This window comes from Streptomyces sp. 2A115 (assembly GCF_052245575.1).
Taxonomy (GTDB): Bacteria; Actinomycetota; Actinomycetes; order Streptomycetales; family Streptomycetaceae; genus Streptomyces.
Map to the genome: position 1 here is coordinate 47,395 of NZ_JBQQCG010000001.1, position 14,626 is coordinate 62,020.

11 protein-coding genes are annotated in these 14,626 nt (G+C 71.2%); 3 read left to right on the forward strand and 8 right to left on the reverse strand.

All coding sequences use genetic code 11. The features are described from left to right. Positions 1 to 50 precede the first annotated feature (50 nt). The 4 genes from ACTWQR_RS00240 to ACTWQR_RS00255 form a co-directional block, all read right to left on the reverse strand. Positions 51 to 1,565, reverse strand: coding sequence for a phytoene desaturase family protein (locus ACTWQR_RS00240; protein ID WP_443224755.1), 1,515 nt, complete (start codon positions 1,563 to 1,565; stop codon positions 51 to 53). A 561-nt stretch (positions 1,566 to 2,126) separates the two neighbouring features. Then, positions 2,127 to 2,756 (reverse strand): TetR/AcrR family transcriptional regulator, encoded by a 630-nt coding sequence (locus ACTWQR_RS00245; RefSeq protein ID WP_443224756.1) that lies wholly within the window; start codon positions 2,754 to 2,756, stop codon positions 2,127 to 2,129. An 11-nt stretch (positions 2,757 to 2,767) separates the two neighbouring features. Then, on the reverse strand, positions 2,768 to 4,858 hold the full coding sequence (locus tag ACTWQR_RS00250) for a YhgE/Pip family protein (protein WP_443224757.1): 2,091 nt from the start codon (positions 4,856 to 4,858) through the stop codon (positions 2,768 to 2,770). Continuing rightward, the gene (locus ACTWQR_RS00255) at positions 4,830 to 5,630 is read right to left on the reverse strand and encodes an ATP-binding cassette domain-containing protein (RefSeq protein ID WP_443224758.1); all 801 of its coding nucleotides are present in this window, start codon (positions 5,628 to 5,630) and stop codon (positions 4,830 to 4,832) included. The genes ACTWQR_RS00250 and ACTWQR_RS00255 overlap by 29 nt, the downstream gene beginning before the upstream one ends. A gap of 148 nt (positions 5,631 to 5,778) precedes the next feature. Here ACTWQR_RS00255 and ACTWQR_RS00260 point away from each other — a divergent pair, with 148 nt between their 5' ends. From ACTWQR_RS00260 to ACTWQR_RS00270, 3 genes are all read left to right on the forward strand, one after another. Beyond that, positions 5,779 to 6,354, forward strand: coding sequence for an SAV_6107 family HEPN domain-containing protein (locus ACTWQR_RS00260; protein ID WP_443224759.1), 576 nt, complete (start codon positions 5,779 to 5,781; stop codon positions 6,352 to 6,354). Between the two features lie 481 nt (positions 6,355 to 6,835). Beyond that, on the forward strand, positions 6,836 to 7,663 hold the full coding sequence (locus ACTWQR_RS00265) for a class I SAM-dependent methyltransferase (RefSeq protein WP_443224760.1): 828 nt from the start codon (positions 6,836 to 6,838) through the stop codon (positions 7,661 to 7,663). A gap of 275 nt (positions 7,664 to 7,938) precedes the next feature. After that, a complete protein-coding gene (locus ACTWQR_RS00270; RefSeq protein WP_443224761.1) occupies positions 7,939 to 8,349 on the forward strand; it encodes a DUF3040 domain-containing protein in 411 nt (136 codons plus the stop codon). A 446-nt stretch (positions 8,350 to 8,795) separates the two neighbouring features. Here ACTWQR_RS00270 and ACTWQR_RS00275 read toward each other — a convergent pair whose 3' ends face one another. The 4 genes from ACTWQR_RS00275 to ACTWQR_RS00290 all read right to left on the reverse strand — a co-directional run bounded on the left by ACTWQR_RS00275 (position 8,796) and on the right by ACTWQR_RS00290 (position 14,328). Beyond that, positions 8,796 to 11,195, reverse strand: coding sequence for a transglutaminase TgpA family protein (locus tag ACTWQR_RS00275; RefSeq protein WP_443224762.1), 2,400 nt, complete (start codon positions 11,193 to 11,195; stop codon positions 8,796 to 8,798). Next, the gene (locus ACTWQR_RS00280; RefSeq protein WP_443224763.1) at positions 11,192 to 12,544 is read right to left on the reverse strand and encodes a DUF58 domain-containing protein; all 1,353 of its coding nucleotides are present in this window, start codon (positions 12,542 to 12,544) and stop codon (positions 11,192 to 11,194) included. Before ACTWQR_RS00280 ends, ACTWQR_RS00275 begins: the two co-directional genes overlap by 4 nt. Next, on the reverse strand, positions 12,544 to 13,581 hold the full coding sequence (locus tag ACTWQR_RS00285; protein ID WP_443224764.1) for an AAA family ATPase: 1,038 nt from the start codon (positions 13,579 to 13,581) through the stop codon (positions 12,544 to 12,546). The genes ACTWQR_RS00280 and ACTWQR_RS00285 overlap by 1 nt, the downstream gene beginning before the upstream one ends. 198 nt (positions 13,582 to 13,779) lie before the next feature. Continuing rightward, complete coding sequence (locus ACTWQR_RS00290) at positions 13,780 to 14,328, reverse strand: beta-class carbonic anhydrase (RefSeq protein ID WP_443224765.1); 549 nt, start codon at positions 14,326 to 14,328, stop codon at positions 13,780 to 13,782. Between the last annotated feature and the right edge of the window lie 298 nt (positions 14,329 to 14,626).

Below are 14,626 nucleotides of genomic sequence, written 5' to 3' on the forward strand. Positions count from 1 at the left end.
AGTGAGTCCGCCGGGCCTCAACGGGCGTCACCCCGGCCCCGGTTCGGGCCTCACTGTGAGCCCCGGAAGTCCGGCCCCTCCACGATCAGTCCGGCGACCAGTGCGCCGGACATGCCCGCGTGCGGCAGTCCGCCGCCGGGGTGCGCCCAGCCGCCGACCAGGTCCAGCCCGGGGAAGCGGGTGGTGTTGGCCGGGTGCAGGAATCGGCTGTGGGCCGCGGCGAGCGCGGGCGGGGGGACGGCACCGTCCTCGGCGGCGAATTCCCGCGCGCTGAGGCCGGGTGAACGCACCTCGCGCCATATGAGGCGCTCCGTCAGCCCAGGGACGGCGGTCTCGGCGGCGGTGACGAGAAGGCCGGCGAACCGCTCGGCCGTGTCACCCTCCGCCCAGTCGACATCGGCCGGTGCCGCCGCCGACAGGACCACGGACTCGTGCTCGTCGTCCGGGCGCAGGGCCGGGTCGTCCGGGCGCAGCACGGTCACCGTGGGGCGCACCGGTTCGTCCGTGTCGCTCAGGTAACTCACGAAGTCCAACTCGGCGGTGCGGTCGGGCGCGTGCACGACCGTGCGGTGCGTCGCACCGGTGTCGCCCCGGCCGCGCAGGGCCAGCAGCACGGTGAACCGGCCGGGCCTCGGCGACTCCAGGTCGGGCCGCATGTCGCCGTCGTCCTGGAGCACATGCTCCGTCATGCCGTTGAGACGTACGGGATGCACACCCGCCACCACGTGGTCCGCCTCGGCCACCGTCCCGTCGGCGAGCTCCAGTCCGGCCGCCCGCCCGTCCTTCTCGACGATCCCGGTGACCTCGGCCCCGAAGACGAACTCCACCCGGCGTGCCAGGCACCGCTCGTACACCGCCCGCGCCAACTCCCGTATCCCGCCCCGGACGTACCAGGTCCCGAAGGCGTGCTCCATGTACGGCAGCACGGCAGCGCTCGCCGGGGTGTTCCGGGGATCCAGGCCGTACGCGAGCGCGTGGCTGTCCAGGAGGGCGGTGAGCCGGGGGTCGCGCAGCTCCCAGGCGGCGATCTCGTCGAGAGTGCTCGCCCTCCGGGTGCGCAACAGCCGCTTGTGGGGCACCGCGGGGTACGGCTCGCGTTCGCCGAGTTCCCGCCAGTTGGGCCACAGGGGCTCCTCCAGGAGCGGCCGCCGTGTCCGGTCCCAGGCCTCGCGCGCCCGGACCAGGAAGTCGCCCCAGCGCTCGCCCGCGCCCGCCCCGAGCGCCTCGTCCAGGGCCGAAACGACCCCCGCGCGCGAGGCGTTGGGCAGCAGGACCTCCGTGCCGTCGGCGAAGACGTGACGCGACGCCGGGTCGACCTGGACCAGGTCGACGCACGCCTCCAGGGGCTCCTTGCCGGTCTTGACGAACAAGTCGCGGTAGACCGCGGGCAGGTGGAGCAGCCCGGGGCCGGTGTCGAAGGCGAAGCCGTCGCGTTCGAAGCGGCCCACCGCTCCGCCGTACGTCGCCGCGCGCTCGTACACCACCACCCGGTGGCCCGCGACGGCCAGCCGGGCGGCGGCCGCCAGCGCGCCCATCCCGGCGCCGATCACCGCAATTCGTGCCATGCCAGGGACTGTATCGGCCGCCACTGACAATCGGTCCGCCGAGGTCAGACGTGCACTCCGCCGAGGCCAGCCGCACGACCGCCGCACCCGCACCGCGAACTGTTTCTCCCCCCGGCGCTGGGTCCTGCGGTGCGGGAGACGTCTCGGAGGGCGTCGGAGGGAGTACGAACCCGGAGGCGTTAGTAACCAGTCGGCAACGGTGCGTCCTGCGCATGAGTGCGTAGGGCTGAGTACCCGTACCTAGGGGGTGAGTTGAGTACGCGCGCGGATAGGTTCCGACCTGCGTGGACGAGAGAGTGGGGACACGGAAAGGGGCGCGGCTCCGGTACCGCCGACACGGGGCGGCGGAACGGTGCAGCGCCCTTGGCCGCTCCTTCCGCCGAGAACTCGGCGGGAGCGAGGCACGGGGGGACCCGGGGGAGACCAAAACGGGGGGAACCAACGGGGGAGCACGGGGGAAGTACGGGGGAGCACGAAAAGGTGGCGCCGGTCAGGCGTGGCCCGCGGGGGACGCGGCCACATCAGACCGGCGCTTCCTTGTGTCAGCGGGTCAGGGGCGGGTCAGCGGCCTCCGCCGACCCGCCCCTGAAGCAACAGCGACAGCGCCGCATGGACGTCGTCCAGGGAGCGCTCCGGCTGGAAGGCCTGCCAGTCCAGGGCCGCGACCAGCACCATGCCGACCAGGGCCGAAGCCGTCAGCCGGACGTCGATCTCCTCGCTCAGCTCGCCGTTCGCGATCCCGTCGCGCAGTACGCCCTCGACGACCGCGACGGCCTCCTGTCGGACCACCATCAGGGTGGACTGCCAGGTCCGGTTGGTGCGCCACAGCTCCGCCACGTACAGCTGCGTGAAGGCCGGATAGCGGTCGATGAAGACGAGCCCCGCCCGGATCATCGCGTCCAGCGCGTCGACCTTGCTGCCACCGTCCTGGGCGGTCCTCTCGGCCGCCTCCCGAAGGGAGGCGGTGAGGAGTCCCACCCCGTGCCGGAGCAGCTCTTCGAAGAGGACGGATTTGCTCGCGAAGTTGTAGTAGACCGTGCCTTTCGCCACTCCGGCACGCTCGGCGATCTCGTCCACGGTGGTGGCCGAGAAGCCCTGCTCGGCGATGAGTGTCACCGCCGCCTCGTAGAGCTTCTGCCGGGTCGCCTGTCTCCGGCTGCCGCCGCGTTCCACCGTCTTGCTGCTTTCCATGGCCCCGATTGTCACAGGCTCAGCTCCGGGTGCAGCCGGTCGAGGGTCCACACCTGCTTGCGCCGCGCGGACACCGCGGTGAGCGCGAGGGCGCCCGCCGTGAAGGCCGCGAGGACGACGCAGGCCTGCCAGACCGGGCCCAGGCCGCCTCCCGTGATGAGCCTCCTGAGGGCCTCGACGACGTAACTCATCGGCATGAAGGGGTGGATCGCGTTGAAGAAGCCGGGACTGGTCTGCACGGGGTACGTACCGCCCGCCGACGTCAGTTGCAGCATCAGGAAGGCGAGGACGAGGATCCGACCGGCCGCTCCGAAGCGCGCGTTCAGCCACTGCACGATCGCCGCGAAGCACGCCGTCACCAGGAACAGGAAGCCCACCGTCCCGGCCGCCCGTACCATCTCCAGACCGATCCCCCAGTGGAGTACGGACATCAGCGCGACCGTCTGAAGCACTCCCAGGGCGGCCACCGGCAGCCAGCCCGCGAGCGCGATACGCCAGGCGGAGGCGCCCGCCGCGAGCGCACGCCGGTTGAGCGGCTGGATCAGCATGTACGCCACCATCGCGCCCACCCACAGGGATAGCGGGATGAAGTACGGGGCGAAACCAGTGCCGTAGTTGGGCGCCCTGTGCAGGTCCTTGGAGGCGAGCCGCACGGGGTCGGCCATGACCTCGGTGCGCCGGTCGCGGTCCTTCTTGCCGTAGTCGGGGATCTGGTCGGCGCCGTCGCGCAGTCCGCCGGCGAGCTTCCCCGAGCCGTCGACGAGCTTGTACATACCCCCCTCCAGATCGGTCGCGCCCGTCTTGAGGTCGCCGACCCCGGTGTCGAGGTCGGCCGCACCGGTCTTGGCCGTGCCGAGTCCCGTGTGCAGCGTCTTCGCCCCCTTGGCGACCTTCCCGGCACCCTTGTTGAGCTCGTTGATCTCGGAGACTGCGGTGGTCAGGTCCTCGGAGAGGTGCGGTGAGCGGTCGGCGAGCGCCTGGGCCTGCTTCTCGAGCGTGGTCAGGTGCTGGTCCAGAGCGTCCAGATCGCCGTTCTGAGCGTCCACCAGGGCGTTCACGTCGTCGGCGACCTTGGCCACGTCCGCGGCCGCCTCCTTGGCCTTCTCGAGCTCCGGGCAGGCGGCGTCGGGCAGCGGTACGGTCCCGGTCTCGCAGCGCGCCTTGTAGACGCCGTTCAGCGTGTCGGAAGCCGTATGGGCTCCCTTGGCGGCGGCCGGGGCCGCCTTCACCAGCGTGTCGAGGTTGTGGCGGATGGCCGAGGCGGAGTCCGCGACGAGCTGCGCCGTGTCGCCGATCTCCTTCTCGTTGCCCTTCAGGAAGGGCCCCACCTTGTCCGCGACGCCGTTGACCTTGTCCGCGAGCGCCTGCGTGCCCTCCGAGACCTGCCGGGAACCGTCCTCCAGGTCGCCCGCGCCCGTGTCGAGCTTCTTCAGACCCGAGGAGAGCTCACCGCTGCCCTCCTCGGCGTCCTTCAGGCCGTCGGCGAGATCCTTCGAGCCCTTCTTGGCCTTCCCGATGCCGCCCTTGAGCTTGTCGGCCCCCTCGGCGGCCTTTTCGGTCTCCCCGTGGAGGTCGGAGAACGAGATGAAGATCCTGTCGAGGAACGACCGCGATGCCTTCGTCGACGCGGCCGTACGCACCTCACCGAAGACGGTCCGGGAGATCTGCCCGACGACGTAGTTGTTCGCGTCGTTCGTACGCACCTGGAGAGCGCCCGTCTCCGGGGCGTCGCCCGAGCTGGAGGCGATCCTCTTACTGAAGTCGGACGGCATGGTCAGCGACAGGTAGTACGTGCCGTTCTCGACTCCCTCGCGGGCCTCGGCGGCGCTCACCTCGTGCCACTCGAACGTCTTGCTCTCGCGCAGGCCCTTGGTGATCTCGTCGCCCATCACGACCTTCTTGTCGGCTGCCGTCGCCCCCTTGTCGTCGTTCACGAGGGCCACGGGGATGCGGTCGAGACGGCCGTACGGGTCCCAGAACGACCACAGGTAGAGGGCGCCGTACAGCAGGGGCAGCAGCAGGAGCGAGGCCAGGGCCGCGCGCGGGAGCTTCCCCCTGCCGAAGCGCCTGAGCTCAAGCGCGGCCAGCTTCGGCGAGCGCATCCGTCGACTCCTTGTCTTCCTCGGGGGACTCGGTGGACTCGGGGGAGGGGTCGGTGGGCTCGGGGGTGGGCTTGGTGGTCACCACGACCGCGCCCTCGGGTGCCTCGCTGCACACGGCCACTACCGTGGTCCCGGCTTCGGTGAGGGAGCGCAACAGCGCCCAGACCTCGGTCCGTTCGGCCTCCGAGAGCTTCAGGTCGGTGTCGTCGACGCCGAGCAGCCGCGGGCGGCCGATCAGGGCGAGGGCGATGGACAGGCGCAGCGCCTCGGTCCGTTCCAGGTCGCGTACGGCGGTCCGGGAGCCCTTGGCCAGCGCCTCGCGATCGAGCCCGGCGGCTGCCAGCGCTGTGTCGATCCGCAGCCGGGCCTCTGTCACCCGCTCGTTCCGCGGCCGGAGCAGCCCGCGTACGGAGCCGCCGAATCTCCGTTGCAGCAGTGCCCGTTCACGCAGGTGCTCGGCGACGGACAGAGCGGGGTCCAGATCGGTGACGCCGGGCACATGGGCGAGTGCGCTGAACCGGCGGACGGCCGCCATCTGCCTCGGCAGCTCGGACGGACCGACCTTCGCGTGCCCCTCGGTGGGCTTCATCCGCCCGGTGAGCGCGAGCAGCAGGCACGTACGGCCCGAGCCCGACGGTCCCTGGACCGCGATCAGCGAGCCGGGGGCCGCGGCGACGTCGATTCCGCGGAACGCCCAGCCGCGGGGGCCCTTGAGTCCGAAGTTCTCGGCGGTGACGCCGAACCCGTGTGCACCGTCCACAGCTTCCCCCATCTCACTTTTGAACTGACTGGTCAGTGCAAAAGCTATCTCGAACCTTCGATCGAAGCAAAAGTCCAGGTCAGAACGGATTGTCAGTGGCATACCTCACGATGGGCACATACGGCCACAGTGCCGTCACACAGACGACAGGAGGTTCGTCATGGCCACCTCTTCCGCAGCCGCCGCCCGTCGGCGCCGCGTCACCGGCCCTGCCCCCTCACTGAGCGGCCCGGCGAGCGACGTGCATCCCGTGCTCCGCCGGGCCACGGCCCCGCCCGCCGCCCTCGACCTGCTCGCCCAGGCCCGCGCCGGACTCGACGAGGCGGCCCTGCTGGAAACGCCGAACGAGCGGTACGCGACGGCCCACCTCGCAGCCCTGCGCACCGCCGCCGCCGTGCTCGCCGCCCGGGGCCGCCCGGAGCCCACCGCGAGGCGCCGGGCGAAGATCCGGAGCGCCTGGGAAGTGCTCCCCGAGATAGCGCCCGAACTCGCCGAGTGGAGCGTGCTGTTCGCCTCCGGAGCCCGTCGCCGGGCGCGCGCGGAGGCGGGCATACAGGGCGCGGCCAGCACCCGCGACGCCGACGATCTGCTGCGTGACGTGGCGATGTTCCTCCGCCTCGTCGAACGCATGCTGGTCCTGCAGCCTGTCCTGCCGCAGCCGCGCCAGGAGGGTGAACAGGAAGCCCCCGACGTCCCCGACCAGCGGGACGTCCCCGACGTGCCGGACGCGGGATGACTGGCACCAGGGTCTTGGTCCGTCGCGCCGACCGTGGCCATGGAGGAGGCCGGTGTCCGCCGGGCCGCACACGGACGATCGGGCCGCACACGGACGATCGGGCCGCACAAGGCCGATGTTCGCTGGGCGGTTCGGTTCGTACCGGGCGGTCGGCTGTCCGACGGGCGGTTGAGGCAAAAGTCGGCGACTGCCCTTTGGGTGGTCCGGGTGGTGCTGGCGGCTTTCCGCCGATTGGCTCGGGCCGCGCAAGGCCGGCGTCCGCCGGATCACTTCGGCCGCGTGAGCCCGGCGTTCGCCCGGCCGGCCGGGGGCCGGTCGCGGCCCGGTGCGAGTCACGCGAGACGGAGGGTCGGGGACGGGGCGGGAGGCAATAGGGTTGGGGATGCCTGCAATCTCCATCTGCCCTCCGAGCAGGGCGGGGGGAGGTATCCCCATCGCTCCGCCGCAAACGAGGCGGTGCCGCGCCGAGGAGTCAACTGCCGTGTCGGACCCGATGCGCCCGCCCGTCTCCCACCCTCGCCCTCAATCGGCGTCGCTGCGCTCCGACCCCTCTCGGCCCCGCGCTTCGCTCCGTACCGCCGTGGTCTGGGACGTTCTGAAGGACGCCCTCGACCGCCGGGTCAAGGCCACGGGCCGGGAGTCGCTCGACGTGCTCGACACGGGAGGCGGCAGCGGCAACTTCGCGGTGCCCGTCGCCCGCCTCGGCCACCGTGTCACCGTCGTGGACCCCAGCCCGAACGCGCTGTTCGCGCTGGAGCGCCGGGCCGCCGAGGCCGGCGTCGCGGACCGCGTCCAGGGCGTCCAGGGCGACGCGCACGGTCTCTTCGACGTCGTAGAGCGCGGCGGCTACGACGCGGTGCTCTGCCACGGCGTCCTCGAGTACGTGGACGACCCCGCCGAGGGCATTCGCAACGCGGTCGGGGCGCTGCGCCCCGAGGGAGTGCTCAGCCTGCTCGCCGCCGGACTGGGCGGCGCGGTGCTCGCGCGCGCCCTCGCCGGGCACTTCACAGAGGCCCGCCAGGCCCTCAGTGACCCGGACGGCCGCTGGGGCGAGGGTGATCCCGTGCCTCGGCGCTTCACGGCCGAACAGCTCACCGGTCTGGTCGCGGGCGCGGGCCTGCGCGTCGGTGCCGTACACGGCGTACGGGTCTTCGCGGACCTGGTCCCCGGTGTGCTCGTGGACACCGAGCCGGGAGCCCTGGAGGCCCTGCTGAAGCTGGAGGCCGCGGCCGCCGAGCTCGCCGCTTTCCACTCCGTCGCGACGCAGCTCCATGTGCTCGGTGAGACGCCGGAGCCCGCCGAGGACTGAGCCGCCTCCCGTGGTGCGCCGCTGATCAGGGGCTCGACGGCAGATGGAGTACGCCACAGGCCCCCCGATCGGGCGCTCGGCGCCGTATGATCGGGGGAGACCGTCCGGCATGACGGGCCGATCACTGGGGAATCTACGCCTCAGTGGATCGGAAAGCCATGGCGGGTTCCGGTTGGCGAATTGGCGCAGAGGGGCGGGTTTCACGGGGGCGATTCCCTGCCTATCCTGAAGGGGACCCCCGGTCGCCCCGGCGACTGCACGATGAGGAGGACGCCGTGCCGCTCTCGGAGCACGAGCAGCGAATGCTCGAGCAGATGGAGCGAGCGCTGTACGCCGAAGATCCCAAGTTCGCGACAGCGCTTGAGGGAAGCGGGCTGCGTACGTACACCCGACGACGGGTCTACCAGGCGGTCGCTGGCTTCCTGGTGGGTATCGCGCTCCTCATGGCCGGAATGGTTGCCAAGCAGGTGTGGCTCAGCGTGGTGGGCTTCCTGGTCATGCTGGGCTGTGCGGTGCTTGCCGTCACCGGTTGGCGCAAGGCGCCCAAGCCGGGCGAGCAGCCCGCCGCGGGTACGCCGGGCGCGGATGCCCCGCATGCCCGTCGTCAGGGTCGGCAGCGACGCTCCATGATGGACCGCATCGAACAGCGCTGGCAGCGCCGCCGTGACGAGCAAGGCGGCCATTAGCCCTTAGGGCACCGGCCGACAGACGCACGTAAGGGGTGACCACCTGGGTGGCCGCCCCTTCAGCGTGCCCCGATTTCAGCGTGCCGTCGCGGCGATTGCCGGAGTGGTTCGCTGTTCGTCGTTTTGAGTCCTCCTGCGTCTGAGGCTGGGCTCACGGTCCTGCCTGCTCGGCCCGGCACGCAGGGACGTTCTCGGGGCCCCTGCGGCCCGACAGAACGCCACGCCGGCAGCAGCGGCCGCCGCGGCCGCCGTCGCGTCCGGAACTTCATCGAGTCCGGCACCTCAACCTCCGCAGCCCGCAGCCCGCAGCCCGCAGCCCGCAGCCCGCAGCCCGCAGCCCGCAGCCCGGCACCCGTCGTGCGACTCGCCAACTCGTCCTCCGCCCCGCGCAAGCGTGTGGGGGCGCCCACCCGTCCGGGCAGGCGCCCCCACAGGGCCGACTCTTCTCAGCCGCCGCTGCTCTGCCCCGACGGCCGACGCACAACCGCTGTCCAGCGAGCAGCCGCCCGGGCCTTCAGCGAGATCCAGCCCTCGGACATCGCCCAAGCCACCCGTACAGCCGAGCGCGGTGCGAAGAGTGCGCGGAGGCGGGTGCCGCGGTTGACCGTGGTGCGAAGGCCCTCGGTCATGCGGCGGACGTCATCGGCCAGGCCCGCGGTCGGCCGGGGCCGTGGCGCGTACAAGACCTGCTCCACCGCGTCCGCGACCCGGTGGACGGAGGCCGCGGCCTCCGGATCGAGGTGCCCGATGCGGACGATCCGGGCCGCCGCTTTCCGGGGGGTCTGGGACTCGTCCGGCGCGATCCCGAAGTCCCACGCCGTATCCGTCACCTCCTGCCAGGCCGCCAGCGTGGCAGCCGCCGCGTCCGCCTCGGTGCGCCCGTGCGCGCCGAGCCGCACGAGCCGTGTCCGCATCCGCCACAACATCGGCAGCAGCGGAACCGCGACCACGGCCAGCCCGCCCAGGGTGAGCGCCAGGATCAGGAACCAGGGCCGCCCGTTGTCGGTCGCTCCGAACGCCGCCTGCGGCGACTCGCTGGTGCAGGACTGCTCCAGCCTCTGCTGCTCCGCCGTGCAGCTCTCGCTGGCCGACGGCTCGGCGGAGGGCGCCGCGGATGCGGAGCTCGACGGGGCGGCCGGGTCGGGGAGGGTGGTGCCCGGAGTGTCCGGCCGGGTGTACTCGGGAACCGAGCCCCGGTTCGGCGTCGGCTCGAAGCGGGTCCAGCCCACGCCCTCGAAGTACAGCTCGGGCCAGGCGTGCGCGTCCCGCAGCCCCACGGACATCGTGCCGTCCGCCTTGGGCGAACCCGGCGTGAAGCCGACCGCGACGCGGGCCGGTATGCCCAGTGTGCGGGCCATCGAGGCCATCGCGAAGGAGAAGTGGACGCAGAAGCCCTCCTTCTCCCTCAGGAAGCGCGCTATCGCCTGGGAACCAGTGCCGACCTGCACCTCCGTGTCGTAGGTGAAACCGCCCTCCGCGGCGAACCAGTCCTGGAGCTTCACCGCACGCTCGTAGTTGTTGGCCGAGCCCGCCGTGATCTCCCGCGCGGTGTTGGCCACTACCGGAGGCAGTGAATCCGGCACCTCGGTGAACTCACGCCGCAGCGCTGCCGGTGCCTGTGGCGCGTTGGAGAGCTGCTCCGCGGTCGGCTGCACGATCAGGCTCTTGACCGTGTAGTCCAGGTCGCGTGTGGTCTGGCCGTGGTCGCCGACGAGCGTGCGCCCCACGGGCTCGTACCGCCATCTGCCGCTGATGTCCACCTGGGTGGCCGGGTAGGGCATGGGCAGCCAGTCCTGCCCGTACGACTTCGCCGCCGAGATCCTCGTCTGGATCTCCGTGCGCTGGACGTCGCCACCGAGGCCCGGCGGCGTCGGGAACGACCCCGGCACGTCCTCGATACGGCGCTTGGCCGGCTTCCACGCCGTGCCGTCGAACTCGTCCAGCGCGACGATCCGCAGGTAAAGGTCCTGCGTCTCCTCGGAGTTGGTGCGGTACGACATGACCTCGCGGTCCTCGTCCACGTTCAGGCTGTTGCGGAGCGAGACCACCGGGTTCACCGCGGAGATCGTGCCGCCGCCTCCGGTTCCCGAGCCGACACCGGTCCCCGTGCCGTCCAGCAGCCCGCCGTCGAGCGCGGGCAGGGCGAGCGGCACCACCAGGGCGATGCCGAGCGCGACGGCACCGATGCGCCGCCCCGTACGGATCGGGGCGACCGCGCCACCCGAGGATTCCGCGGCGGGGGCGCGAGGCCCGCCGCCGAAGACCCGGCCCCACTGCGAGAGCCGGTCCCGGCCCTCGGCAAGCAGCAGCACCAGATAGCCGGCGGCCGCCAGCAGGAACCACACCCATCCCGCGCCACCGTCCGAAAGACCCGCGGCGACCGAGTACAGCGCGAGCAGGGGCAGTCCGGCCGGGGCCGCGCTGCGGAACGTCACCGCGAGAGCGTCCACCGCGAGCCCGATCACCAGCACGCCGCCGACCAGCATCAGCCGGATGCCGTCGGACAGCGGCGCCGGAATCGAGTACTGGCTGACGTCCTCCGAGCCCGCCTCCAACAGCACCCCGAAGTACCGGAACACGTCGGGACCGGGCAAGAGCCCGGCGATGGCCTGCTCACGGGCGAACAGCAGCGTCGCCAGCAGCAGGGTCACCAGCGCCTGCACCAAGATCGTCAGCGGCCGCGCCAGCGGCACCCGCCGGGCCGCCGCGCCCACACCGGTCTGCACCGCGAGCAGGAACGCCGCCTGAAAGAACCAGGTCGCCGGATCGACCAGCGGAAGCAGCGCACAGGCCGCCATCAGCGTCGCCGCCGCGGCGCACAGTGCCAGTCGTGCCCGCCCGCTCATGAGCCACCGCCTCCCGCCGTACTCCCCGTGGACGCGACCCCGTTGCGCTGTCGGTCCGCCTCCCGCCACAAGTCGGCCAGGCTCGCGCCCGGTGGGACGGCCAGGGCGGTCCAGCCCGCCTCGCGCAGCATCCGAAGCCGCTCCTCGCTCTCTTCGTCGACGGCTCCGTGCACCCACGCCTCACTGTCCACCAGGAAGGCGACCGCACCGCCGCTGCGCTGACGCATCTTGCCGAGCACGGTCGCCTGCTCCTCGTCCAGGTCGCCGAGGAAGGCCACCAGCAGCCCCTCGTTCCCGCCACGCAGTACGTCGTACGCCCGCGACAGGCCCGTACCGTCGGAGTGGTCGATCACCGCGAGGGTGTCCATCATCAGTCCCGCGGCGTCCGCCGACTCCTGGTTGGCCCCCGCGAACCCGTCGGCACCCTCTCCGGGCACCGAGTTGCCGGTATCGGTCAACAGCCGTACCGAAAAGCCCCGTTCGAGCATGTGCACCAGCACGGACGCCGCGCCCGACACCGCCCACTCGAAGGCCGAGTCCGGGCCCGTGCCGTCGAAGGCGATGCCCCGTGTGTCGAGGAGGACCGTGCAGCGAGACCGCTGCGGCTGCTCCTCGCGGCGCACCATCAGCTCGCCGTAGCGCGCGGTCAGGCGCCAGTGGACGCGGCGCAGATCGTCGCCGTAGCGGTATCCGCGCGGGATCACGTCGTCCTCGCCGGCCAGGGCCAGCGAACGCTGCCGTCCGTCGCCGTACCCCTTCGCCTCGCCGGTCAGCCGCACCGGCGGCAGCGCCTCCACGCGCGGGATGACCGTCAGGGTGTCGTACGTCGAGAAGGAGCGGGTCAGCTCGCACATCCCGAAGGGATCGCTGAGCCGCAGCTGCAGGGGACCCAGGGGATAGCGGCCGCGCAGGTCCGAGCGCACGCGGTACGACACCTCTCGCCGGCCGCCCGCCTCGACCCGGTCCAGCACGAAGCGGGGCCGCGGCCCCAGCACGTAGGGCACTCGGTCCTGGAGCATGAGCAGCCCGGTGGGCAGCCGCGACACGTTGTCCATCCGCAGATGGACGCGGGACTCGGAGCCCGCCGGTACGCGCCCGGGGGAGAGCCGACGGCTGCCGGCGACCCGATAGCGCGTGCGGTAGAGCACGGTCGCGCAGACCAGCGGCAGCACGGCGAGCAGCAGCCCGACCCGGAGCAGATCGCTCTGCCCCAGGACGTACGCGCAGATGGCGGCCGCCACTCCAGCGGCCAGGAAGGACCGGCCGCGCGTGGTGAGGCCGGCGAGTGCCGTGCGCAGCCCGCCCTTGTCCTCCTCGGCCTGCGCTGCCGGCATCCCTCCGGTGGTCATCACAGCCTCCGGGGCGGCTGCTGGCCGAAGGCGGAACTGCTCCGCCCCACCGCCAGACCGCTCGGCGACTGGGGTGCCGCGGGTACGGGCGTGCGCTGGAGGATCTCCAGGACGACCTGCTCGGCCGTACGGCGGTTCAACTGCGCCTGGGCGGTGGGCAGCAGGCGGTGGGCCAGGACGGCCACTGCGAGTGCCTGGACGTCGTCCGGCAGCGCGTACTCCCGGCCGCTGAGCGCGGCGGATGCCTTCGCCGCGCGCAGCAGGTGCAGCGTCGCGCGCGGTGAGGCGCCGAGTCTCAGGTCGGGGTGGTTACGCGTGGCGGCGACCAGGTCCACCGCGTACCGCCGCACCGGGTCGGCGACGTGGACGGTACGGACCGCGTCGATGAGCTTCACGATCTCGTGCGCGTGAGCCACCGGCTGGAGGTCGTCCAGCGGGTTCACCCCGCCGTGGATGTCCAGCATCTGCAACTCGGCTTCCGCGCTGGGATAGCCGATGGAGACGCGGGCCATGAAGCGGTCCCGCTGCGCCTCGGGCAGCGGATACGTGCCCTCCATTTCGACCGGGTTCTGGGTGGCCACCACCATGAAGGGGCCGGGCAGTTCGTAGGTATGTCCGTCGATGGTGACCTGGCGCTCCTCCATGGACTCCAGGAGCGCGGACTGCGTCTTCGGCGAGGCCCGGTTGATCTCGTCGCCGATCACGATCTGCGCGAAGATCGCGCCTGGTTTGAACTCGAATTCCCGGCGCTGCTGGTCCCAGATGGACACACCTGTGATGTCCGAGGGCAGCAGGTCGGGAGTGAACTGGATACGTCGCACCGAACAGTCGATGGACTTGGCCAGCGCCTTGGCCAGCATGGTCTTGCCAACGCCCGGAACATCCTCGATCAGAAGATGCCCTTCGGCGAGCAGTACGGTCAGCGAAAGCCGCACGACCTCAGGCTTGCCTTCGATCACTCCCTCCACCGAACTGCGGATTCTCTCCACAGTGGTGGTCAGATCTGTAAGGCTCGCTCGATCGTCATAGGTCGTCACCCGGCCCTCCTCGGCCCGTTCTTTCTCCGGGCCGACGCTCTGCGATGCGGACCGGCCCACCCCGAAACACGGACACCACGCGCGAAAAGTTCCGCGTGACGCCACACCCGCATTGTTGTTGCCGTTACCGGTTCGTGTCACTCGCCTGTGGATAACTGGCTGTGATATGTCAGGCCTTGCGCCCTTTGGGTGGGGACGTCAGGCGGGATCGATCTCGCGCAGCAGGCCCGTTTTTACGTTGAACACGAAACCACGTACATCGTCAGTGTGCAGGAGGAACGGCGAGGTGCGTACTCGCTGCATGGACTGGCGCACGTCCTGTTCGACGTCCCTGAAGGCCTCCACCGCCCACGCGGGACGCTGTCCCACCTCGTCCTCCAGTTCGTGCCGGAAGTCCTCGGTGAGGTTTTCCAGACCGCAGCCGGTGTGGTGGATCAGTATGACGCTCCGTGTGCCGAGTGCCCGCTGGCTGATGGTCAGGGAACGGATCACGTCGTCGGTGACCACGCCGCCCGCGTTGCGGATGGTGTGGCAGTCGCCCAGCTGCAGGCCGAGTGCGTCGTGCAGGTCGAGCCGGGCGTCCATGCAGGCCACGACCGCGACATGCAGTACGGGACGGGCATCCATTCCGGGATCGGCGAACGCGGCGGCGTACCGCTGGTTGGCCTCGACGAGCCGGTCGGTGACCGTGCCGTCGATGGATATGGCGCCTTCGGGCTCTGCGGGAACGGATGCAGAAGTCGTCATACCGATGACGGTAATGGTCACAGGCAGGGCGGGCCTGCTGTGAGAGGGGACAAAGAACATCAATGAGCGTTGTTGTGAGGTAACCCACAAGGGTGGATTGCGTGCACCCGTACGGGTGGATCTTTCCGATTTGCCGCTTCATCTCGGGAGGAGCCCGCGACGCGCAGGGCGGTTCATTGACCGCGAGACACCGTGGACTAAAGTGACGCGAAGCTGGAGACGACACGTTCTCCCTGCTGGACTGTTATCCCCCGGAGGACCGGCGACGTGCCGGAATCTCCCCGCGTGCGCGGCGCGT

What these genes read in the sequence shown, in the direction of transcription:
- ACTWQR_RS00245 (WP_443224756.1), bottom strand. Translation starts at nt 2,756, where the DNA reads ATGGAAAGCAGCAAGACGGTGGAACGCGGCGGCAGCCGGAGACAGGCG.
- ACTWQR_RS00290 (WP_443224765.1), bottom strand. Translation starts at nt 14,328, where the DNA reads ATGACGACTTCTGCATCCGTTCCCGCAGAGCCCGAAGGCGCCATATCC.
- ACTWQR_RS00260 (WP_443224759.1), top strand. Translation starts at nt 5,779, where the DNA reads ATGGCCACCTCTTCCGCAGCCGCCGCCCGTCGGCGCCGCGTCACCGGC.
- ACTWQR_RS00275 (WP_443224762.1), bottom strand. Translation starts at nt 11,195, where the DNA reads ATGAGCGGGCGGGCACGACTGGCACTGTGCGCCGCGGCGGCGACGCTG.
- ACTWQR_RS00255 (WP_443224758.1), bottom strand. Translation starts at nt 5,630, where the DNA reads ATGGGGGAAGCTGTGGACGGTGCACACGGGTTCGGCGTCACCGCCGAG.
- ACTWQR_RS00250 (WP_443224757.1), bottom strand. Translation starts at nt 4,858, where the DNA reads ATGCGCTCGCCGAAGCTGGCCGCGCTTGAGCTCAGGCGCTTCGGCAGG.
- ACTWQR_RS00240 (WP_443224755.1), bottom strand. Translation starts at nt 1,565, where the DNA reads ATGGCACGAATTGCGGTGATCGGCGCCGGGATGGGCGCGCTGGCGGCC.
- ACTWQR_RS00280 (WP_443224763.1), bottom strand. Translation starts at nt 12,544, where the DNA reads ATGACCACCGGAGGGATGCCGGCAGCGCAGGCCGAGGAGGACAAGGGC.